Source organism: Protofrankia sp. Cas4, assembly GCF_963555915.1.
Lineage (GTDB): Bacteria > Actinomycetota > Actinomycetes > Frankiales > Frankiaceae > Protofrankia.
The window spans coordinates 1-22239 of the sequence record NZ_CAUVXL010000058.1; the positions used below are offsets into that span (position 1 = coordinate 1).

Consider the following 22239-nt stretch of genomic DNA (forward strand, 5'->3'; position numbering starts at 1 on the left):
CGGTACGGCCGACTCCTTCGATGACGGCGGCGTTGGTGTCACCACTGGCGTCGTACTCCTCCCGGATGCGGGCGAGGATGAACACCTCGTAGTCCATCGACAGGCCGAACAGGAATGCGAAGATCATCAGAGGTAGCCAGAAGGTGATCGAACCGGTGGCCTGAATGCCGTAGATCGCCTCGGAGCCGTACCCGTGCTGCCAGAACAACACGACTGCACCGCCCGTCGCCCCCAGCGATACGAGGTTGAACAACACCGCCTTGAGCGGCAGCAGGAGTGAGCGGAAGGCACGTACCAGCAGTATGTAGGTGATCAGGACAATCAGGCCGAGCGCCAGCGGGAACGCCCCGTAGACAGCATGGATGTAGTCCAGCTGCAGTGCGCCGATCCCGGTCAGACCGATGAACCCGGGCACGTTGTCCAGGGCGGACCGCATCCGCCGGATCGGGTCGGTGCTGCTGCCGCCCGCGGTCTCGTTGTTCGGCACGGCGAGGACGATCGAGGTGTCGGCTCGGTTCGACGCGGGACCGGTCGGGGCCATCGCGGTGGCCACGCCGTCCACCGCGCGCACGCGTCGCACCACCTCGCCGGCCGCCGGTGAGGTGACCAGGATCTCAGCCGGGGTGAGAATGCCCGTCGGCGCACCGCCGTCCTCAAGTGTCTTCAGCGCCTCATAGGCGGGCCCGGTCTTCGTCAGCGACGAGGACTGCGCCGTGCCGATCTGGACCCCGAAGAACGGAATGATCAGGGCGGTGAGGATGGCGAGTCCGACGCCGGCGGCGATCCAGCGGTGTCGCACGACCAGCGATGCCCACCTGGTCCAGAACCGGCTCGCGGTGTTCTCGTGCCGGATCCGCGGCCAGTCGACCCGGGGGCCGATGCCACCGAGCAGGGCGGGCAACAGCGTGGTGGTGACCGCCACGCTGACCAGCGGAATGAGCATTCCGCCGTAGCCGATGGAGCGCAGGAAGGGCACCGGGATGACGACCAGCGCGACCAGGCCGATCGCGACGGTGAGACCGCTGAACAGCACGGCGTGGCCCGCCGACTCCATCGAGGCCACGATCGCGTCGTGGTTCTCCCGGCCGTGGGCCCGTTCCTCGCGCCACCGGGTGACGATCAGCAACGAGTAGTCGATGGCGACACCGAGGCCGATCAGGGAGACGAGGAACTGCACCAGGAACGACACATCCGCGAAGACGGTCAGTCCGAGCAGGATCAGGAAGGTCGACGTGATCGACACCGCCGCGACGAGCAGCGGCACCAGCGCGAGCATGGAGGCGAAGACGAACGCGAGGATCGCCAGGGCACCGACACCGGCGAGCAGGGTCTCGACCAGTACCCCCGGCCCGCCGTCGGCGCCGCCGTTGGTCTGGAGTTCCTCTATGCCGGTGACGGTCCCGGTCAGCGATGCCGGCGTGTGTGCGGCGATTGACGTCTTCAGCTTGGGCAGGGTCGCGGACGCGAAGCTGGTCTGCGGTGGGTAGAAGACGTACGCGAACTGGGCCCGCCCGTCGGCCGTGGTGAAGACGTTGTCGCCGGTCGCGGCCTTCCCGACGACCCGCACGCCGGGCACGTCGTGTTCGACCGCGGCGAATGTGCTCGCCGCCTGTTGGTCGTCGACCTTCTCCCCGGGCGTCGCGGCCAGCACCAGGATGTCCGGCGCTGCCTGACCCTGGGTGTGGTAGGTCGCGAGTATCTTCTGGGAGGTCTCGAAGCCGGGCTGACCGGGTAGGGAGAAGTCGAAGGTCAGGCGTTTGGTGGTGGTGCCGGCTGTGGCGCCGCCGACCACGAAGGCAACGATCCAGAAAAGGATCACAAGACGACGGTGCCGGAGGCACCAGCGTGCGAGCGCCGGCATCGGCGTCTCCCTACTCGTTAAGATGATCTGTGCTTACGTATGTTGACGTCGGTAACAGTACCACCAGTGATTGTGAAGCCAGTAATGGTTTGTCCGATGAGTGATCGAAAGGCGGCGCATGGTGATGGAATCGGATGCCCCCTGCGGGAGCAGGTATTCTATGCGTTTGCCCGGTTCGGTCCCGCCTGGGTGCGTTACGTAAAGACTACTGTTGGCTTCGGTGGTGTGAGCCCGGCTGGCGTGCGGCTACTGTCGGCTCTGCGACACCATCCGCATCCGCCTATCATGCGCGATCTTGTCGAGGATCTCGGAACGACGGCCCGGGCCGTCACCGGGCTCGTGGACACCCTCGAGCACGAAGGTCTGGTATGCCGTGCCCGGCATCCGAACGACCGCCGGGCGACGCTCATCACCCTGACGAGCAAGGGTGAACGGGTCGTGGACAGGCTCGGTCGTGAACACATCGAACGGGCTTCGACGCTGTTCGACGCACTGTCCGCGCAGGACCAGGCCGACCTCGTGCGCATCCTCGGGTTGTTGGGCGACGAGCTGGCCGCCCGTGGGCAGGCCGTCGGGCACCAGGAGCCGTTTGGGCACCAGAAGCCGCTTGGGCACCTGGACTCGGTCATACGCTCCGCGCCGATCGACAATCCGTAGGCGGCTGCGCAAGCGCCCTGCCTAGGCGGTCGGGCGGCTGCGCAGGTAGGCGACGTAGTCGGCCGGGGCGCCGGCCCGTTCCGCCGCGTCAGCCATGATCGACACGTACCGTTTGGACGGCAGGCCGCCTTCGTAGGCGTCCAGCACGTACGTCCAGGCCAACGCCTCGCCGTCCAGCGTGGACACCCGGACGCGGATGCGGGTGTAGAGGCCCGCGTCGGCGCCTTCCCACACGTCGAGCTGTCGCAGGTCACGCCGGTCGATGTCGTAGAGCATCACGTAGACCCGGGATCCGGGGGACTCGACGATCGAGGCGAGCGCGCCCTCCCAACCGACGTCCTCGCCGCCGAAGGTGAGTCTCCAGCCGTGTATCCAGCCGGTCCCGATGACCGGAGCGCGCGGCGCGCGTTCCTTCATCTGGGCCGGATCGAGGTTGCTGCCGTAGGCGGCGTACATGGTCATGGCGTGCGTCTTTCGCAGGCTCTTTCGTCGCGACCGTCACCGTTCGTGCGACGGCATATTTCAAGAATCTCCACTGGCGCCTACCGTACCCACCTTCCGCCCGACTGCGGTGACGGGCCGGGCCGGTCCAGGCCGGCGGGGCTGACGCGCCAGCCCAGCGGGCCGCCTTCCCCGATTGTACGAAAGTCGCTCCGGATCCCAGCGGTGCGGCGCGCGGCGGGAGGCAAGATAGCTGGAGGGCCGAAGGCGGCGCGATGCTGTTCCTCGTGCGCCGCCGGAGGCCGCAGTCCCCGGCTAGCTGGAGGGCCAAAGGCGGCGCGATGCTGTTCCTCGTGCGCCGCCGGAGGCCGCAGTCCCCGGCTAGCTGGAGAGCAGCCCGTCCACGGAAGGGAGCGCGTACGTGCCGCGAATCGTCATCCTCGGAGGAGGCCCCGGAGGGTATGAGGCGGCGCTTGTCGGTGCCGAGCTCGGGGCATTTGTCACGCTCATCGATTCGGATGGGACGGGGGGTGCCTGTGTTCTCACTGACTGTGTTCCGTCCAAAACGTTGATCGCCACATCGGCGGCGATGACCGCACTGGCCGCGGCCCCCTCGCTCGGTGTTCGGCTACGTGACGGGGGTTTCGTGCTGCCCGAAGCGGGCTGGGATGCCCGCGCGACACCCGGCCCCGGGCTTCCCGCCGGCGTCAGCGTTGATATTGAGCGGGTCTATGCCCGGGTGCGTGGGCTGGCGCAGGCGCAGTCCCGGGACATCGAGACCCGGCTGGAGAAGGAGGCCGTCCGGGTCGTGCACGCCCACGGGCGGCTGGTCGGTCCGCATGCCGTCGAGATCGATTCCGGCGAGGCCTTTTTCGGTGACATCGTGCTGATCGCCACCGGCGCGTCGCCGAGGATCCTGCCGGCGGCGACACCCGATGGTGAGAGAATTCTCACCTGGCGCCATCTCTACGACCTCGACAGGCTGCCCGAACATCTGATCGTGGTCGGGTCCGGTGTCACCGGCGCCGAGTTCGCCAGCGCCTACCGGGCGCTCGGGGCACAGGTGACGCTTGTCTCCTCCCGCGACCGAGTACTGCCCGGTGAGGATCCCGACGCGGCCCGGGTGCTGGAGGATGTCTTCCAGCGCAGGGGCGTCACGGTGCTGGGCCGGTCCCGGGCAACGGCGGCCCGCCGGGTCACCGGCGGGGTAGAAGTGGATCTCGACGACGGCAGGATCATCAGCGGCAGCCACGTCCTGATGGCGGTCGGATCGGTACCGCGAACCTCCGACATCGGCCTGACCGATGTCGGGATTCGACGCAGCGCCACCGGTCACATCGAGGTCGACCGGATGTCGAGAACGTCGGTGCCCGGCGTGTACGCCGCCGGTGACTGCACCGGTGTACTGCCGCTGGCGTCCGTCGCCGCCATGCAGGGCAGGATCGCGATGTGGCACGCGCTCGGTGAGGCGGTCACCCCACTGCGGTTGGGCACCGTGTCGTCGAACATCTTCACCGAACCGGAGATCGCGACCGTCGGCATCTCCCAGCGGATGATCGAATCAGGCGCGGTTGCTGCTCACACCACGGTCCTCCCGCTCGCCCGGAACCCGCGCGCGAAGATGGAGGCCGTCACTGACGGCTTTGTCAAACTGTTCTGCCGGCCCGGTAGCGGCAGCATCCTGGGCGGGGTCATCGTGGCGCCGCGGGCATCAGAACTGATCTTTCCGGTGTCGCTGGCGGTCGCCAATGGTCTGACCGTCGACCAGGTCGCCCACACGTTTGCGATCTATCCCTCGGTTTCCGGTTCCTTGTCCGAAGCCGCACGGATCGCCATCCCCCGGGACCTGTTCGCGGGGTTTTGATCGATGGCCTCGTCTTCCTCGGGCGGGACAACCGGTGGAAAGCCGTGCTGGACGAGGCGTCGGTTGCGGAAGTGACCGGCGGTGGCGAATCCGAGCCCCACCGCCGCGGCCAGCAGGAAGATCGAAATGGTGAGCCGGACGTCCAGCCGCCCGGGCAACAGTGCGAACACGATCGCGAACGGCACCATGAGCAGCGGCAGGCGGGAAGCCTGCCGGACCTGCCACCGCGGACCCGTCAGATCGTGCGACACCCATGACGAGTACTGCGGTGGCAGCGTCCCACCCACCAGGTAGTACACCCGACCGGTCAGGGGCGGACGCGGCTCCCGGACGGGCTGCGGGCTGGCGGGCTGCGGGCTGGCGGGCGCAGCCGGGTTCAGGTGGTCTGAGGACAGAGCCCTCTTGCTACCAGCGTCCATGGGGCCAGCCTACGAACAGATTCCTTCTAGTCCTTGATCTCACACAGGACGGCGCCGCTGGAGACGACGCCGCCGACGGTCGCGGCGAGCCCGGTCACGGTACCCGCCCGATGCGCGGTGATCGGCTGCTCCATCTTCATCGCTTCCAGGACGACGACGAGGTCGCCGGGCTCGACCGTGTCGCCGTCACTGACTGCGATCTTGACGATGGTGCCCTGCATGGGGCTGGTCAGCGCGTTGCCGGTGACGGCGCGCGCGGCTTTCGAGCCGGAGCGTCGCCGGGGCGGGGCGGTGCGACCGGGCGCCGGGCCGGCCGCGGCTCCGAAGCCCGCGGGTAGGACGACCTCAAGGCGTCGGCCGCCGACCTCGACCACCACCGACTCCCGTTCCGCCGGCCCGGTGTCGGCATCCACCCCGCCGGTGAAGACCGGGATGGTGTTGTCGAACTCGGTCTCGATCCAGCGGTTGTGTATGCGGAACGGCTCGGTCGCGTCGGCCGGTGCGAACGCCGGGTCCCGTACGACGGCGCGATGGAACGGCAGCACCGTGGCCATGCCGTCGACGACCATCTCGTCCAGCGCGCGGCGGGCGCGCTCCAGCGCTTCGGTTCGGGTCGCGCCGGTGACGATCAGCTTGGCGAGCAGCGAGTCAAAGGCGCCGCCGATGACGGCGCCGGACTCGATGCCGGCGTCGACCCGCACGCCCGGGCCGGTGGGCGCGACAAACCGGGTGACCGTGCCCGGGGCCGGCAGGAAGTTACGCCCCGGATCCTCGCCGTTGATACGGAACTCGATCGAGTGCCCTCGCGGAGTCGGGTCCGCCGGGTCGAGCGCTTCGCCTTCGGCGATGCGGAACTGCGCACGGACGAGGTCGACGCCGCTGGTCTCCTCGGTGACCGGATGCTCGACCTGTAGCCGGGTGTTGACCTCAAGGAAGCTGATCATGCCGTCCCGGGCGACGAGGAACTCGACCGTGCCCGCGCCGACGTAGCCGGCCTCCCGGCAGATGGCCCGGGATGCCTCATAGAGTGAGGTGTGCTGTTCCTCGGTGAGGAACGGAGCCGGGGCCTCTTCGACGAGTTTCTGGTAGCGGCGCTGCAACGAACAGTCCCGGGTGCCGACCACGACGACGGTGCCGTGGTTGTCAGCGAGGATCTGGGTCTCGACATGGCGTGGCTGGTCCAGGTAGCGCTCGACGAAGCACTCGCCCCGGCCGAAGGCGGCGGTGGCCTCCCGCACCGCGCTTTCGAAGAGCTCGGGTAGGTCGTCGGCATTCCACGCGACCTTGAGCCCGCGCCCGCCGCCACCGAAAGCAGCCTTGATGGCGACCGGCAGGCCGTACTGATCCGCGAACGCCACGACCTCCGCGACGCCGGCGACCGGGTCGGCCGTGCCGGGCGCGAGCGGCGCACCCACGGCCAGGGCGATGTGGCGGGCGGCGGTCTTGTCGCCCAGGCGCCGGATGGCCTCGGGCGGTGGGCCGATCCAGGTCAGGCCCGCGGCGACGACCGCCTCGGCGAAGTCTGCGTTTTCCGAGAGGAATCCGTACCCGGGGTGGACGGCGTCGGCGCCACTCACCCGAGCGATGTCGAGAATCTTGTCTATCCGTAGATAGGAGTCGCCCGGTGTGCTGCCCGAGAGGGCGTACGCTTCGTCGGCAATTCGGACGTGGAGCGCATCGATATCGGGTTCGGCGTACACCGCGACACTTGCGTATCCGGCGTCCCGGCACGCGCGGATAACCCGGACAGCGATCTCTCCCCGGTTGGCGATGAGGATCTTACGCACGTTTCTCCCGTCCTCGTTCAGGGTGGCTGAGTTTAGGGCGCCCGGCAATAGGGACGCGGCGTCGCGGGGACCTGGGCAGCTGTTGCCGGCGGCGGGCGTTCAGCGAGGGTTCTCAGCCGCGGACCGTGGGTTACCAGTCGGCTCGGGTGCGGACACCCTGCGTGAAACCGGTTTGCCGCCACGTGTTCGGGCCGGAATGCACGTTCTGGCGGAACGTCGCGGCCCGGTCGGTCCAACCCGACGGCGCCGCCGACTCGGGCGGTGGCACCGCTGCCCGCAGGCGGACCACCGCGACCAACGCGGCAATCTCCTCGGCGGATGCGTTCGCCGGCACAAGCCGCAGATATGGACGGGTCGGGCCGTCGCCGCTGTTGTCCACCTGACGCTCCCTTCATGAACGTGCGAGCTGCACCTGGCGGCCCAAAGGCGATGCGATCGTGGTTCTTCTCGCATCGCCGGAGGCCGAAGTCCCCGGGTCGCCAGCGGGCCAACGGGCCAACGGGCGCACGATGATCGTCAGATCGCGCGCCCGCAGGCCGCAGTCCCCGGGGCGGCACTAAAGCGGAATGTTTCCGTGCTTCTTGGGCGGGAGTGACTCCCGCTTGGTCCGCAGCAGTCGCAGGGCCCGGATCACTTCGCGGCGGGTGACCGACGGGGTGATCACCGCATCCACATACCCGCGTTCGGCGGCGATGTAGGGCGTGGCGAAGTGCTCGGTGTAGTCCGCGATCAGTTCCGCGCGGCGGCTTTCCGGGTCGGCGGCGGACGCGAGCTCCCGACGGTAAATGATGTTCACAGCGCCCTGGGCGCCCATCACCGCGATTTCCGCGGTCGGCCAGGCCAGGTTGATGTCGGCCCGCAGGTGCTTCGACCCCATGACGTCGTATGCACCCCCATAGGCCTTGCGGGTGATGATAGTCACCTTCGGGACCGTGGCCTCGGCGTAGGCATAGATGAGCTTCGCGCCCCGACGGATGATTCCGTTCCACTCCTGCGAAGTACCGGGCAGGAAGCCGGGAACATCGACCAGGGTGATTATCGGAATGTTGAACGCGTCGCACGTCCGGACGAAGCGTGCCGCCTTCTCACTGGCATCGATGTCGAGGGTGCCGGCGAAATGCATCGGCTGGTTGGCGACGACGCCCACCGAACGCCCGTCGACCCGTCCGAAGCCGCAGATCATGTTCTGCGCGAACTGGGCGTGGACCTCGAGGAAGTCGCCCTCGTCGAGCACGTATTCGATCACCGTGTGCATGTCGTACGGGGTGTTGGGCGAGTCCGGGATGAACACGTCCAGCTCGGCGGTGACCTCCGCCTGGACATCGGTCACCTCGGCGAAGCCGGGCGGGTCGGTCATGTTGTTCGACGGCAGGAACGCCAGCAGTGCCTTGGCGGTTTCCAGGCAGTCGAGCTCGTCCGCGGCCTGGAAGTGGGCGACACCGCTGCGGGAGTTGTGGGTGTGCGCGCCGCCCAGCTCCTCCATGCCGACGTCCTCGCCGGTCACGGTCTTGATGACGTCCGGGCCGGTGATGAACATGTGGCTGGTTTTGTCGACCATCAGCGTGAAGTCGGTGATGGCGGGGGAGTAGACGGCACCGCCGGCACACGGACCCATGATCAGTGAGAGCTGCGGGACGACGCCCGATGCCATCACGTTGCGATAGAAGATCTCGCCGTAGAGCCCGAGCGAGACCACGCCCTCCTGGATGCGCGCGCCACCCGAGTCGTTGATGCCCACCATCGGGCAACCGGTCTTGAGCGCCAGGTCCATGACTTTCACGATTTTCTCGCCGAAGACCTCGCCCAGGCTGCCGCCGAAAACGGTGAAGTCCTGGCTGAACACACACACCTGGCGGCCGTCCACAGTGCCGTAGCCCGTTACCACCCCGTCACCGTAGGGACGGTTCTGCTCGAGTCCGAAGTCATGCGCGCGGTGTCGGGCGAACGCGTCGGTCTCGACGAACGACCCGGGGTCGAGGAATGCCTCGATTCGCTCACGGGCTGTCATCTTGCCCTTGGCGTGCTGGGCGTCGACGGCCCGCTGGGAACCGGCGTGTACCGCGTCGTCGTTGACCCGCTTCAACTCGGCGATCTTGCCGGTGGCTGTCAGAAGATCGGGTACCGAACCCTGCGCGGGGTTCTCAGCGGGAACAGGAAGTACCATGCCGGGCAGCGTACGGCGGGTACGGCCCCACGTGCTCGATTCGCGCGCGGAGGGCACAAACCCGCGCCCGCGCCCGCGCGCGACGCGTCGGCGTCCCAGCCCGCCAACCTGAGGTCAGCGAACCCGAGGCCAGTCAACCCGAGGCCAGTCAACCCGAGGCTCGCCACCATAACGCTCCGGTAACACGTTCGTCGGTGGCACCCTGGCTGACATGCGGACATCGAAAACACAGCCACGGCGGCTGCCACTGGACGCCGGCCTGCTGGCGGCGGCTCTCGCCGACGACGGCCTGGACGTACAGGTAGTCGGGGAGACCGGCTCGACCAACGCCGATCTGGTGGCGGCCGCGAAAGCCGGCGCCGGTGAAGGACGGGTGCTCGTCGCCGAGCTGCAGTGGGCGGGGCGGGGGCGCCTGGAGCGGTCCTGGGTTTCACCGGCGGGCGCGGGGCTCACGTTTTCGGTGCTGCTGCGGCCAACCGTGCCGGCCGGAGCGCTCGGCTGGCTGCCGCTGGTAACCGGCGCCTCGCTGGTTGCCACGCTGCGCCGGTTGGCGGGCATCCCGGCCGTTCTCAAGTGGCCCAACGACGTCCTGGTGGACGGCGCCAAGCTGGCGGGAATCCTTGCCGAGGCTGTTCCCTGCCAGCCCGCAACGGCGGCAGTGATCGTCGGGGTCGGCCTGAACGTCGAGACGGATGTCGATGAGCTGCCCCCGGGAGCAACCAGCGTGGCGCTCTGCCAGCGGCGGGGGTCACGCCCGGCCGTGGGCCGGGGGGAACTGCTGATCGAGCTGCTGCGGGACGTCGCCGCCACATACCGGGCCTGGCTGGCCGAGCCGGGCCGCGCCGTCGACGCCTACCGCTCGGTGTGTGCGACGCTCGGCCGGGCGGTGCGGGTCGAGCTGCCCGACGGCGCCGTCGTTGTGGGCACCGCCACAGACGTGGACGTCCACGGCCGCCTTGTCGTGGACGGCCGGGCTTTCGCCGCGGCGGACGTTGTTCACCTGCGCTGACGCCGAGCCGGTCGACCCTCGGGCCCTCCCGGTGCGGCGATGGTGAGACGATCGGCCGTGTGGGATTTCCAGAGAGCATTCTCACCAGTGACGAAGAGGTTGTCCTACACCTCCATCCACACTGGATCAGGCTGGTCGCGCCGGTCAGCGCGTTTGTCGTCGTTCTCGGCCTGACCCTGTTCGGTGTACTGGCGATCCCGGCGGGCTCGTTCCAGCACCCGGCGCAGTGGGTCCTCATCACGGCTGCGGCGGCCCTGCTCCTTTTCACCAGCCTGCGGCCGTGGTTGCGGTGGATCACGACACGCTATGTGGTGACGACGGAGCGCGTTGTCATCCGGACGGGAATTCTTTCCCGCACCGGCCGGGACATCCCGCTCCAGCGGCTCAACGATGTCTCGTTCCACCATTCGTTCGTCGAGCGCCTCCTGGGATCCGGCACACTGACCATCGAAAGCGCCGGCGAACGGGGTCAGGTGGTACTGGCGAACCTGCCCCGGGTCGAAGAGGTGCATACAACCCTCTACCGGCTGGTCGAGGACATCGAGGTCCGGCGCCGAGGGCCGGCCGGCGCCGATGCTGACGCCGACGGCTATGGCCGGTAGACAGCAGGGCCGGTAGACAGCAGGGCCGGTAGCTGGCCGGGTCAGGCCAGCGGGTCGAACCGCTTCCACCACTGGTAGAGGGATGCGGCGTCGGTGTCCGCGGCGGCGAAGCTGACCAGGTCCGAGTCGTAGCTCCAGAACATCACAAACTGCCCACTGTGGTAGTAGCACAGGAGCGCGCCGGCATCGACGCTGGAATTGCTGCCCACCTGCCAGGTTCCGACGCTGGAACGGCCGTTCTCGCAGGCGCCCTCGTCGTTGATCTGACCGGACCGGTAGTCGACGTCGTTGCGCAGGGATCTCGCGGTGTAGTAATGGAACGCGATGACGGTTGTGCCGTTGCTCGCCGCGCACTTCAGCGACGCGTCGACGTCGGAGTCCTCGCCATCCGGATTCGCCTCGCAGTCGGTCATTTCGGCGGGATCGAGCACTGCCGACAGCCTGCGTTGGGCCACGGTCAGCCCGGCGGCGGAACCGCTGGCCGATGCAGATGCGGATGCGGATGGTGATGGTGATGCCGACGAGGTGGGCCGCGACGTGTCGGCCGGTCCGGTCGGGATCGCCGGCAGGGTTCGGCTTGCGGTCGGGCTGGGGTTGGGTTTGTCCGAACGTGTCATGGTAAATGCGATCACCGGGATGCTGACGGCGAGGGCCAGGAGCGCGACGATCACTCCGACCGTGGCGGTGGGTCGCCGGCGCGACGGCCGCCGCTGCGGCGGTCCGCCTGGGTAACCGTCTGGCGGCGGGTACGCGCCTGGCGGCGGGTACGCGCCTGGCGGCGGGTACGCGCCTGGCGGCGGGTAACCGTCTGGCGGCGGGTACGCGCCTGGCGGCGGGTACGGACCCGAGGGCGGCTGCTCGCCGAACGGGTAGCCCGCGGTCGGCGGGTACGGACCCGAGGGCTGCTGCTCGCCGAACGGGTAGCCCGCGGTCGGCGGATACTGATCCCGGGGTGCGGACGGGTTGGGGCCAGCGGCCATGCCGGCGGCGGACGCCGGCAGGACGCGGGTGGCGTGGAGGGCCGGTTCCGGTCTCACACCGGGTCCCGCGGTCGCGGTGGTCGCGGTCAGCAGGGCGCCCAGCGCTATCGCGGCCTGGGGGTCGCCGGCGGGCCGGGGCCGGACGCCAGTCATCTCCGCCAACAGCGCCGAAACCCGTGGGATGCGGGTCGAACCGCCGACAAGAAAGATCGCGGTGAGCTCGCCGGGTCGGACCCCCGCGTTCTGCGCTGTGCGGAGCAACTCCGTCACGGTCGCGCGTAGGTCACCTTCGATCGACGCTTCCAGGTCCGCCCGGGTGACCTCGATGTCACCGATGGATCCGCCTACCGCGACAGTGCAGACGGTGGTTGTCGACAGTGCTTCCTTGGCCGCCACAACCTGCTGGCGCAGTTGGTGGTGGCGCTGGCGCGTGGATGGACTCAGGTCGGCCCACAGCGCGTCCCATCCACGTGAGTCAACTGTGCGTGCCCGTTCTGCCACTCGACGGAGGAGGATGTCGTCGATGTTCTCGCCGCCAAAGGCGGGATTGCCGCCGGGTTCCCCGCGGATTTCGAATCCGTTGGGTGTCGCGGTGAGAATCGTCGTCGCGAGGGTCGTGGCGCCCAGGTCGTACACGGCAACGGCCGTGCCCGCGCGGATGCCGGCCGGATCGGCATGCCAGCGTGCCGCCGCGATCGGTTCCGGGAGCAGCACGATGTCGGTGAGCCCCGCCCTGGCAGCGGCCGCCCGGAGTTTGTCGATCTCCGTTGACGTCCAGCGGACCGGCGCGGTGAGGACAACCTGGCCCGGCGGTGGGCCCGGAGCATGGCGGGTCGCCTCGTGCAGAACCTGGCGCAGGACGGCGGCGATCAGTTCGATCGTGGGGATGGTCATTTCGGCGAGCTGGACCTGATCGGTCGTCTCCAGCGCCCGTAATGGATGGCGCTGGGCGCGGTCGGGATGCGCGGCCGCGACCTCCACGGCCGCGGTACCGGTTAACAGCCGTCCGTCATTACTCAAGGTGACCACTGCTGGCATTGGCCCGTCCGGCCCGAGTCGCAGGGATACCCCGCGGCCGTCCACGTCGACGCAGGCGGACGTGCAGCCTGTGCCGAGGTCGACCGCGAGTGTCAGGCCGGTTGCCACATCTCCCCCGCATCCTCGGACGTTCTCGAGCCTGCGGCCATTATCGCGCGGCTGGAAAAACCGTCCCGATCCGGTGCTCGCGGTGCCCGCGGTGCTCGCGGTGCCCGCGGTGTTCCGGGATCAGGTCGTCGGCTGTTCCGCTAGTGCTAGGGGAACTGCGGCCTGCGGGCGGGTGATCTGATGATCGTCGAACGCCCGTTGGCCCGCTTGGCCGTGGACGGCATAGGGAATGATCAGATCGTCGACGATCCGTTCCATGAACGCGGCGTCCACGACTTCACCGGACAGCAGAATCCGTTGCAGGACGAGTGCCGGTCCGAGCTCGATGAGCATCGCGTGGTCGGCACCGGCGCCGATCTCCCCGCGGGCGATACCACGGTGCACGATGACATCGGCCGCGGCTTTGCGTTGGGCGAGTAGCCCATTACGCAGAGCGTCCCGCAGCTCGGAATTACGGGGCATTTCCGACACCAGCTCGGCCATGATTCTGCCGCGATCATCGCCGATGGCATCCCGGTACGAGGAGAGGAACGCCAGCATGTCCGTGCGGAACGAGCCGGTGTCGGGAACGGGTACGGACTGCTCGGCCATTGTCGTGATCGCGTCCATGACCAGGGCGACCTTGGAAGGCCAACGGCGGTAGATCGTGGCTTTGCCGGCTTTCGCCCGGGTGGCCACCCTGTCCATGGTGACCCCGTCGTAGCCCACCTCGGCGAGTAGCTGGAGGGTGGCACGACGGATTGCGCCGTCCCGTGACTCATCCCGCGGACGACCCCCGGGACGGGCGTCAAGCGTAGGCCGCACCACGGCGTCCCCCTGTGACCTAGGCTTCCTGAGGCCCCGGGCAGCACAAATCATGATCACGCTGCCTTCCGCCAACCGGTCTCAACCGAACGCGTGTCATCCGGTGACCGTCGACGCGTTCCGTTTGCCGTCCCAAGCCGCGACGCCGACGAGAAGGAAACGTGCGGGCTCGTCCGAGAGCGTAGCGCATCCCAGGCTGACGGGAACCAATCAGAATCGGAACGGCGGTTCCTGTTTCGATCCTGATTGGTTACCTCGGCTTGGCCCTCGGTTCTTGGTCCTAGGTCCTAGGACCTTGCTCCTAGGCGCGGCCGGCCGGCTCGGGGACGCTGTGCCGACGCTGCGCATCGGCTGCGGCGTGCAGCAGCGCTTTCGGGTCGTCGGGGTGCAGGAACACCCACCGCTTGTATGCCCAGAATCGGAAGATGGTGCCGAGCCCGGTGCCGACCACGTTTGCGGCCAGGTTGAGCTCAAGCACGCCGTGCAGGTTCAGCACATGGCTGGCAAACCCGACGCATCCCAGGGCGATTGCCAGGCCGATGGCGTTGAAGATGACGAAAAGGGTGTATTCACGTCGTAGGCCCGTCCTGGCCCGGTGCGTGAACGACCAGTGCCGGTTGCCGACGTAGGCGCAGGTCGCGGCCACGATGGTGGACACGGTTTTCGCGCTGATCGGGTCCATGCCGACAAGCCCATGGCACAGGTTGAAGACGAGGACGTCAATGGCGTAGCAGGCGAGGCCGATCACGCCGAACTTCGCCATCTCGTGGTCGAGTACCGGCCAACGTGACTGCTTCGCGTTGGCCGCCACCGGTGCCACGCTCACTTCGGATGCTGTTGACCGATTTGTATCACCGGCTGAGCCTACAGACGGTTTCCACCGACTCATCCGCCACCCCCCTGGTTACGTGGGGCCGCCGGCCGTGCGAGCACATCCATGATCGCGTGACCGTCGGCCTGTCAAGTCCTTGGCGCCGCCGGTGACCGGAAAGATCACAATGAGGTCACCCTTGGCTGGATTGGTTCCCGCTCAGTGGCCCTCGAGAGCCCCGATCCCCTTTCCGATGCTTCGCGGGACAACGGAAGCCCGGCGTACGAGCGGACCCCGCGCCGTGCACGAAACGGTAGTCCGGGCGGCGATCTCACCGGCACGGGCCGGCTGCGGACGGGTGTACCGACAGTCGTAGCCGGGCGAGAACGCCCGACCCGCGATCGTCGGATCGTCCGCAGGGCCGATCCCTTGCGGCAAGTATGCCCCCTGCTTCGTTTGGTGACTCGATCGCGGGTCCGGTTGGCGCGACGTGGGTTCTGATCCGCGGTGGTCCGTACTGGTGGCGAAAACGGCGTGGTCGCGTCATCCTTGTTTCGGCCGGCTGTGGTGACGGCCCGCCACGCGGTGTCCCGGAGCGTTCCCAACCGGGTCGCGGCGGGGCGGCGTGCCGCACCGGTGGATTCCCGGCGACGCTGCCGTGCACGAACGGACGAACGTGGTTCTGTTGTGTCCACCGCGCCGATGGAGGTTGCACCACGATGACCATGGTCGACAGCCGAGGCTCAGTGCGGGCCGCCGGCGCACGCACCACTACCACCACCGCTCACCTGGGTCCCGTCGGTCACTCGCGCACCGCCACGGATTCGATGGTGGAGCGTGCCGGGGCCTTCGCGGCCGCACGCCAGGCCGATGGCGCGCCGATGCGGGCGCGTCCGGCCAGGCCCGCGACCGGTGTCGCAGTCCTGGCCTGCATGGACGCTCGCCTGGACGTTCATGCGCTGCTGGGTCTGGCTGAGGGCGACGCGCATGTCCTGCGAAACGCCGGCGGCGTGGTCACCGACGACGTGATCCGTTCGCTGGCGGTCAGCCAGCACGAGCTCGGCACAACGGAGATCATCCTGTTGCATCACACCCAGTGCGGGATGATGACCATCACCGACGATGGATTTCGGGACAAGCTGTTCGAACACGCGGGGTTCCGCCCGGCCTGGCCCGTCCACACGTTCGCCAATCTTGAGGCGAGCGTCCGGGCGTCCATCTCGCGACTTCGCTCCGATCCCTTCCTCGTCACCTCGGGGTCGGTTCGCGGTTTCATCTATGACGTGGCGAGCGGCACCCTGCACGAAGTCGTCGAGTGATCATTCTGGGGCCGCCGGCCCGGTCAGGCGGGCCGGCCCAAGGCGTGGTAGGCCCAGCCGGCCGCGCGCCACGCGGCCGGGTCCAGGGCGTTACGGCCATCGATGATGATCGCGCCGGCGACCACCTGGGTGAGCGTGGCGGGGTCGAGTTCACGGAACTCGCTCCACTCGGTGAGGTGCAGCAGGATGTCGGCACCGACCGCGGCGTGGACGGCGTTGTTCGCGTAGGTCAGCTGGGGGTGAGCGGCGCGGCAGTTGGGGATCGCCGCCGGGTCATAGACGGTTACCGTGGCGCCGGCGCGGTGTAGGGCGCCCGCGACGTCGAGGGCCGGCGAGTCGCGGATGTCGTCGGAGCTGGGTTTGAACGCCGCCCCGAGAACGGCGATCTTCTTGTTGGCGACCGTCCCGCCCAGTAGCCGGGTGGTCAGGCTCACGGTTCTGGTGCGCCGACGCGAGTTGATGGCGTCGACCTCCGCGAGGAAGCCGAGCGCCCGGCCGACACCGAGCTCGTCCGCGCGGGCCTGGAACGCACGGATGTCCTTGGGTAGGCAGCCCCCACCGAAGCCGAGGCCGGCGTGCAGGAACTGCCCGCCGATGCGACTGTCGTAGGACAGCGCGGTGGACAGGTTGGTGACGTCCCCACCGGTGACCTCGCAGATCTCCGCCATTGCGTTGATAAAAGAGATCTTGGTTGCGAGGAACGCGTTCGAGGCGAGCTTTACCAGTTCAGCAGTGGGATAGTCGGCAACGACAACCGGCACACCTGCGTTGATGAGGGCGGCGTAGACGCGGCGCAGGACCGCCTCGGCAACCCGTGCCCTGGCCGGGTCGGGTGGCAGACCGAAGACCAGGCGGTCGGGCCGCAAGGTGTCGTCAATAGTGAAGCCTTCGCGCAGGAACTCCGGGTTCCACGCCAGCTCCACGGCGGGGGCCTCGGCGTCGAGCCGTCCCGCCAGTCGCATGGCCGTGCCGACGGGCACGGTGGATTTTCCGACGATGAGCGCCCCCGGCCGGATCCCAGCTCTGAGCAGCCCGGTGAGGGCGGCGTCAACATGGCGCATGTCGGCCGCATTCGCCCCGGGAAGTTGTGGAGTCCCTACACAGATGAAGTGGACGTCCGCGGTGGCGGCGGCGTCCGTCACGGACGTGGTGAAACGCAGGCGGTGAGCCTCCAGGTTCTTGCGCAGGAGCTCCTCCAGCCCTGGTTCGAAGAACGGCGTCTCGCCGGCGGCGAGACGTCTGATCCTGACCGGGTCCACATCAACGCCGACCACGTCGAATCCCAGTTCCGCCATGCAGACCGCATGGGTCGCGCCCAGGTAGCCGGTACCGATGACGCTCAGACGAAGATCGCTCGAGACTGCCATCTACGCACCCCAGCCCCGTTTCTTCATCCACGCCCCTCGTGCCGGTCGTTCTTATACCCGGTGTTCGGGCGTCGCGAACGGGAACCCGCTCTCCATTGCGTCGCCTCCCGACCGTCGATCATCCGGGCAGAAGATTCACAACAGGCTATTGTCGAGCGTTGACTGCGGCTGGGTCACCGCAGTGGCGCCCCGAGACGACGGGTGCCCGCGGGGGTGTGTGCTGGCACACCGGGTGCTGCTGCCGGTATGTCAGACGTTGCTTCCCGCATCCCGGGCATCGGCCCGCAGACAGCCGTGACACGCTCCGCGGCGACCCGGCGGTCAAGGAGGGTGTGGTCGAGGTTTCGACAGATGACGAGCGACGCCCCGGCGGCCAGGGGACTGAGCAGCCCGGCGAGAAGCCCCTGCGGCGTGTCATAACCGGCCGTCGTCAGGATGCGGTCGTGTTCGGAGAGGTCCCAGGCCCTGGCGTAGTAGCCAGCCAGTCGCACCAGGATCCGCTGGTTTGCCGGTGGACGCGGTGGCGTGAAGCGGTCGCCGTGGGCGAGAACCTCCCCGGCGAAGTCGAGTACTCCCGGCATGGGCCGGGCGAGCCGTCCGCCCATCGGGCGCAACGACAGGGCGACGACATCGCCCTGCTCGCCCGCCGCGAGCACGGCGTCGGCCGTCTGTTCGGTCAGGAACACCGCCGCCGGGGGATCGCTCTGATCGTCGGCGTCGGCGTCGGCGTCGGCGTCGGACCGGGTGACGGTGACGTGCGCGCCGGACGACCACGCTGCGAGGAGCACCACCGCGGTTTGCCAGTGCGGCGGCAGCGCGATGCGGATCGTGTCTCCCGGAGCGAGCCCGAGCGTGTCCACGAGCAGGTTCGCGGTCTTGGCAACCCAGTTGTCCACGGTGGCCGCGGACAGTTCGGTCCGCTCGCCGGTGGCATCGTCATAGAACGTCAGCAGTGGACGTGCCGAGTCGGCACGTACCCGGTGGGCGAGCAGCGCGGCGACCCCGTCCGCGCCGGCGGTGTCGGTCATTCCCGGGCGATCGGTCATGGCGGCGGGGTCGACGGCGTCTGGCGGTATCGCGGCGAGCGCGGCATCCAGAACGCGGTCCACCACGCCGTCAAGCAGACGTCCCGCCGGAGACGTCGATGCGGGCGACGTTGATGGTGTCATAGGACGTTCACGGTAGTTGACACCTCAGGGAAGCCGATGGGAATCGCGGTCACGCCGTGCAGGATGTGTTCGCGGGGGCGACCGTGGGCGGCGGCGGCGGGGCAGCTGCTGAGCCGGGGACAGCGGGAGCGGTACCGGTGGAGCTGGTGCCGGTGGAGCTGGAGCCGGTGGAGGGTGTACCCCGGGAGCCGGGTAGGGACCCGGCCGGCGGCGCCTGCCCGCCGGTCACGCCCGTGAAGGAGGCCCCGAGCACGACGACGAGGCCGTTGCTGATCTTCGGGTCCTCGATCGTCTGCGATCCGGCGATCAGACCCGACAGTGCGCGCGCCGCGCCCTCCTGCCCGGCCGGGTAGCGGATCTCCGTGACGACCTGCCCGGCCGCACCGGTGGTGGGCCGCAAGGAACCGGCGAACCCCAGCGCGCCGAGTGCCGTGGTCGTCTGTACGGCCAGACCCGAACGGCCGGTCCTGTTGCGAACTTCGGCGATGGTCACCTGGCCCGGTGGCAGCGTCGGACTACCGGTTGCGCCCGCGGGGGCGTCGCCGCCGGTCGCGGGTCGAAGCGGCGCGAGGACCTGCCAGAGCCCGACCGGCTCGTAGAACAGCACATTGCCGTGAGGGGTGATGGTGCCCTGCTCGTCGGTGGCGCCTTCGGATTTCAGTGGTACATGGGTGGGGATCGTGATGAACTTCACTTTTCCGCTGCCGAGGCCACTCAACCGCTGCGCCATTTTGATCATTGCGCCGTTCTCGGTGAGACCGTTGTCAACCTTGAGCGACCCGCCGACGGCGCCGATCAATTGGGTGATCTTGACGGGGTTGGTCAGCACGCCTGCGCTGGTTGCCTTTTCGAGCAGCTTGGACAGGAACTGCTGCTGGCGGGCGACGCGGTAGGTCTCATCGGGCAGGGCGTGGCGGGTACGGACGAAGGCCAGCGCCTGGTCACCGTTGAGGTGGTTGATGCCGAACTTTCCGCGCCACTGGGAGAAGTTGTCGTGCAGATTGGTCGTGCCGCCGCCGGGAAGCTGCGCGACGCACACGTCCACCCCGCCGACCGCGTCGGTCATGGTCTTGAAGCCAGCCAGATCGATCGAGATGAAATGATCGATCTTGAGGCTGGTCAGGTTCTCCAGCGTGCGGGTGAGCCCCTCGATGCCAGCGTAGGACAGGACGTTGGTGAGCTTGTCCTTCCCGTCATGGGGGGTTTGCGCGATGCCGGAGGCAACGGTCACGAGGGTGTCCCGGGGAAATGACACCAGGGTGACCGAACCGTCCGTGCCGAAGTGAGCGATGATCGTAGTATCCGAGCGGACCCCGTCGACCTGGCCGTACTCACCGTGGGTGCCCGCTCGGCTGTCGTCGCCGAGCAGCAGGATGTTCATCTCGCCCGGTCGCTCGGGCGGCCGGTCACCACCGGGCGACCATGCGACCCCGGTGACCGAGTCGTCGAAGTAGCGGTATGCCGCCCATCCGACGGAGCTGACGGCGAGAACCACCAGCGACAGTGCGGCCGCCGCGCCGACGGACAACGTCCGAAGCGGTGAGCGGACCGGGCGGCGCCGGAGGTTCGACGGACGCCGTGGGCTCAGCTCTGGCGGCAACGCCGGCCGGCGTATGGATCTGCCACTCACCGGCTTTTTCGAACCTCCTTGACCGGAGCAATCGCGCGGCGCCTCGTCCACGAGCGAACATGCCCCTGTGCCTGATAAGGACGCTTAAAGCTCCTCTGACGTTGCCATGAGACGCAGGACACCCCACTACCGGGTGCCTGAAACAGCGGGCGGTAACGTTGAAGCTACTCGATATGGTCGCCAGTGGTCATCGGGAAGTGACGCGATCACGGGCGCTCTGAGACGTTGCCGGCTCAGAGACCTTGGTGGCTCTGAGACGTGGCTGGCTCTGAGACGTGGCTGGCTCAGAGGCGAAACTAGAAGGTGCAGCTGGCGGTCAGTTCCGTAGCGGTCACCGCCGGCGTCGTGGGGGCCGGACTCGGCGTCGGCGAGCTGTTCGCCGATCCCGTTGCACTCTTTGGCGGATCACCCCCCGCAGCCGGGGCGGATGCCATTGCCTGGGTCGCGACCCCGTTGAAGTCGCTACCGACCACCAGGGTGACGTGCGTGCCCGCTGACCGGTCTTCGCGCAGCTCCACCCCGGGAATCGCGGCGGCCAGCGTCCGCGCAGCCGCGAGCCCGTCCGGGCCGTAGCGCACGAGCGTGGTCTCCGTGCGCCTGGGCTCGGCGCTTGCGACCCGGGCGATCCGGAATCCGGCCGCCGCGAGATCCCTGGCGGCGCTGCTCGCGAGCCCGCTGGTCGTGGTTCCGTTGAGGACGTCGACGGTGACCGCCGACGGTGGGACCGTCGTCGCTTCGGGCTGTGCGCCCGGCGTGCCCGGACCGCCCGTCGGGTTCGGTGCTGCGGTGCCGTGCCCGCGCAACGGCGCCAGGAACGTGTCGAGCTGGCCCGGATCGTAGAGCTGGACCGAGCCGAAGCGCCGGAGTTCCCCAGCGGAATTCGCGCCGTCGGCCCTGGTCGGTTCTCGGACGGGGATCGTCTCGAAACTGATCGCGTCGGTGGACATCCCGCGTAGCCGGTTCGCGAGGTTGCGTAGGTCGTCCACGGTCGTGCCGTCGTCCACGGTCAGCGCTCCCGTCGCGGACGCGAGCAGACCCTCGAGTTTCGCCGGATTGGCGAGCACTCCGTTGCTTGTCGCCTTCTGGAAGACCGTGCTGATGAACTGCTGCTGGCGCCGGATCCGGTCGAAATCCCCGTCGGGTAGGCCGTAGCGTTGTCGGACGAAGGCCAGTGCCTGCTCGCCGTTGAGATGGTTCTCACCCACGACGCCGTGCCACTGGGACCACTCGTCGTGCAGGTTCGAGGTGCTGCCGCCCGGCAGCGGTCGCACACAGATGGTGACTCCGCCGATGGCGTCGGTCATGGCCTTGAAGCCGGCGAGGTCGATCGACACGAAGTGGTCGATTTTGATATTGGTGAGGTTCTCGAGCGTTCTGATCAACAGCGACGGGCCGCCGATCGTGATCGCCGCGTTCAGTTTGTTGCGGCCGTGTCCGGGAATCGTGACGAGGGTGTCCCGGGGAAACGACACCAATGTGGTTGTTCCGTTGGCGTCGAGGTGAGCAATCATGGTCGTATCGGAGCGCTGTCCGGAGACGACTTCGTCGCTCTGGTACTGGTTACCGGTGCCTTCCCGGCTGTCGGATCCGACCAGCAGGAAGTTCTCGGTCCCCGGCGGGGCCTCCGCCGGCCGTTCGGCCTCGTCGAGACCGAGCGGCACTCTGGTGATCTGGGCGTCGAAGTAGCGGTAGACGACGTAACCACCGCCGCTCACCGCGAGAACTGCCATTGACACGACGGCTGCGAGTGCGAGGGTCAGTTTCTGGAACAGGGAGCGCTGGGCTGGGGCGTCGTCCGCCCGGGGGTCGTCCGCATGGGGGTCGTCCGCATGGAGATCGTCGGACGGTTCCTGAGGCGGATCGGCCGGCGGGTCCACGTGAGTGTCCGGCGAAACGGTCACCGCGTCCGCACCTCCCACCCCCGCCGCGACCTGGCGCCGGTTCGCGGTCATGAACGTCGTCCACCTGCTGGTCGGTGCTGTCGAGCGGTCGCGGCCCACCCGGCACCGCCGATATCATTACCGACGTCGGTAATGCGGTGGCCATCTGTGGTCCTGGTTGCTGAAGGTACCCGCCCGAGGCGCAGCGCATGCGCGGAGCTGCGCTCCGCCATATGGCGAGCCGTATGCCTGGGTGGCCGGAGACAGTCGAAAACAATCTGATCATGTCCCCGTTCGCGTGTTCGGCTGCCTTTCAGGCAGGGGTGGGG

General features: G+C 68.3%; 18 protein-coding genes. 5 read left to right on the plus strand and 13 right to left on the minus strand.

What is annotated here, in order from left to right; all coding sequences use genetic code 11:
* Window positions 1–1861 (minus strand): MMPL family transporter (locus U9979_RS06010; protein ID WP_322778587.1); only part of this gene is annotated, 1861 nt, incomplete at its 3' end.
* Between the two features lie 96 nt (window positions 1862–1957).
* On the opposite strand from U9979_RS06010, the gene U9979_RS06015 reads away from it, so the two are divergent.
* On the plus strand, window positions 1958–2518 hold the full coding sequence (locus tag U9979_RS06015; protein ID WP_322778588.1) for a MarR family winged helix-turn-helix transcriptional regulator: 561 nt from the start codon (window positions 1958–1960) through the stop codon (window positions 2516–2518).
* Window positions 2519–2539: 21 nt separating this feature from the next.
* Here the strand turns inward: U9979_RS06015 and U9979_RS06020 are convergent, their stop codons facing one another.
* The gene (locus tag U9979_RS06020; protein ID WP_322751767.1) at window positions 2540–2980 is read right to left on the minus strand and encodes a gamma-glutamylcyclotransferase; all 441 of its coding nucleotides are present in this window, start codon (window positions 2978–2980) and stop codon (window positions 2540–2542) included.
* 400 nt (window positions 2981–3380) lie between these two features.
* On the opposite strand from U9979_RS06020, the gene U9979_RS06025 reads away from it, so the two are divergent.
* Window positions 3381–4823, plus strand: coding sequence for an NAD(P)H-quinone dehydrogenase (locus U9979_RS06025; protein WP_322754342.1), 1443 nt, complete (start codon window positions 3381–3383; stop codon window positions 4821–4823).
* On the opposite strand, the gene U9979_RS06030 is transcribed toward U9979_RS06025, so the two are convergent.
* From U9979_RS06030 to U9979_RS06045, 4 genes are all read right to left on the minus strand, one after another.
* Window positions 4748–5242 carry a DUF5313 family protein gene (locus U9979_RS06030; protein WP_322778589.1) on the minus strand — a complete coding sequence of 165 codons (495 nt, stop codon included), beginning with the start codon at window positions 5240–5242 and terminating at the stop codon, window positions 4748–4750. The genes U9979_RS06025 and U9979_RS06030 overlap by 76 nt on opposite strands.
* A gap of 26 nt (window positions 5243–5268) precedes the next feature.
* Entirely contained in the window at window positions 5269–7029 is a 1761-nt protein-coding gene (locus U9979_RS06035) for an acetyl/propionyl/methylcrotonyl-CoA carboxylase subunit alpha (protein WP_322751764.1), read from the minus strand.
* Between the two features lie 130 nt (window positions 7030–7159).
* Window positions 7160–7408: an acyl-CoA carboxylase subunit epsilon gene (locus U9979_RS06040; RefSeq protein ID WP_322778590.1), complete on the minus strand. Its 249-nt coding sequence runs from the start codon at window positions 7406–7408 to the stop codon at window positions 7160–7162.
* Window positions 7409–7585: 177 nt separating this feature from the next.
* On the minus strand, window positions 7586–9193 hold the full coding sequence (locus U9979_RS06045) for an acyl-CoA carboxylase subunit beta (protein WP_322754346.1): 1608 nt from the start codon (window positions 9191–9193) through the stop codon (window positions 7586–7588).
* A 211-nt stretch (window positions 9194–9404) separates the two neighbouring features.
* Here U9979_RS06045 and U9979_RS06050 point away from each other — a divergent pair, with 211 nt between their 5' ends.
* A complete protein-coding gene (locus U9979_RS06050) occupies window positions 9405–10202 on the plus strand; it encodes a biotin--[acetyl-CoA-carboxylase] ligase (protein WP_322767209.1) in 798 nt (265 codons plus the stop codon).
* A gap of 59 nt (window positions 10203–10261) precedes the next feature.
* On the plus strand, window positions 10262–10804 hold the full coding sequence (locus U9979_RS06055; protein WP_322747604.1) for a PH domain-containing protein: 543 nt from the start codon (window positions 10262–10264) through the stop codon (window positions 10802–10804).
* 41 nt (window positions 10805–10845) lie between these two features.
* Here the strand turns inward: U9979_RS06055 and U9979_RS06060 are convergent, their stop codons facing one another.
* From U9979_RS06060 to U9979_RS06070, 3 genes are all read right to left on the minus strand, one after another.
* Entirely contained in the window at window positions 10846–12930 is a 2085-nt protein-coding gene (locus U9979_RS06060; protein ID WP_322778591.1) for an Hsp70 family protein, read from the minus strand.
* Between the two features lie 120 nt (window positions 12931–13050).
* Window positions 13051–13737, minus strand: a complete 687-nt coding sequence (locus tag U9979_RS06065) for a TetR/AcrR family transcriptional regulator (protein ID WP_322778592.1) — start codon at window positions 13735–13737, stop codon at window positions 13051–13053.
* Between the two features lie 298 nt (window positions 13738–14035).
* Window positions 14036–14497: a GtrA family protein gene (locus U9979_RS06070; protein WP_322747611.1), complete on the minus strand. Its 462-nt coding sequence runs from the start codon at window positions 14495–14497 to the stop codon at window positions 14036–14038.
* 767 nt (window positions 14498–15264) lie between these two features.
* Between U9979_RS06070 and U9979_RS06075 the strand changes: the two genes are divergently transcribed.
* Window positions 15265–15864 carry a beta-class carbonic anhydrase gene (locus tag U9979_RS06075; protein ID WP_416219545.1) on the plus strand — a complete coding sequence of 200 codons (600 nt, stop codon included), beginning with the start codon at window positions 15265–15267 and terminating at the stop codon, window positions 15862–15864.
* Window positions 15865–15887: 23 nt separating this feature from the next.
* Here the strand turns inward: U9979_RS06075 and U9979_RS06080 are convergent, their stop codons facing one another.
* The 4 genes from U9979_RS06080 to U9979_RS06095 form a co-directional block, all read right to left on the minus strand.
* Window positions 15888–17231, minus strand: a complete 1344-nt coding sequence (locus U9979_RS06080; protein WP_322778593.1) for a UDP-glucose/GDP-mannose dehydrogenase family protein — start codon at window positions 17229–17231, stop codon at window positions 15888–15890.
* 173 nt (window positions 17232–17404) lie between these two features.
* Complete coding sequence (locus tag U9979_RS06085; RefSeq protein WP_322747600.1) at window positions 17405–18400, minus strand: TIGR03089 family protein; 996 nt, start codon at window positions 18398–18400, stop codon at window positions 17405–17407.
* 49 nt (window positions 18401–18449) lie between these two features.
* Window positions 18450–20030, minus strand: a complete 1581-nt coding sequence (locus tag U9979_RS06090) for an LCP family protein (RefSeq protein WP_322778594.1) — start codon at window positions 20028–20030, stop codon at window positions 18450–18452.
* A gap of 296 nt (window positions 20031–20326) precedes the next feature.
* Entirely contained in the window at window positions 20327–21982 is a 1656-nt protein-coding gene (locus U9979_RS06095) for an LCP family protein (protein WP_322778595.1), read from the minus strand.
* Window positions 21983–22239: the final 257 nt, after the last annotated feature.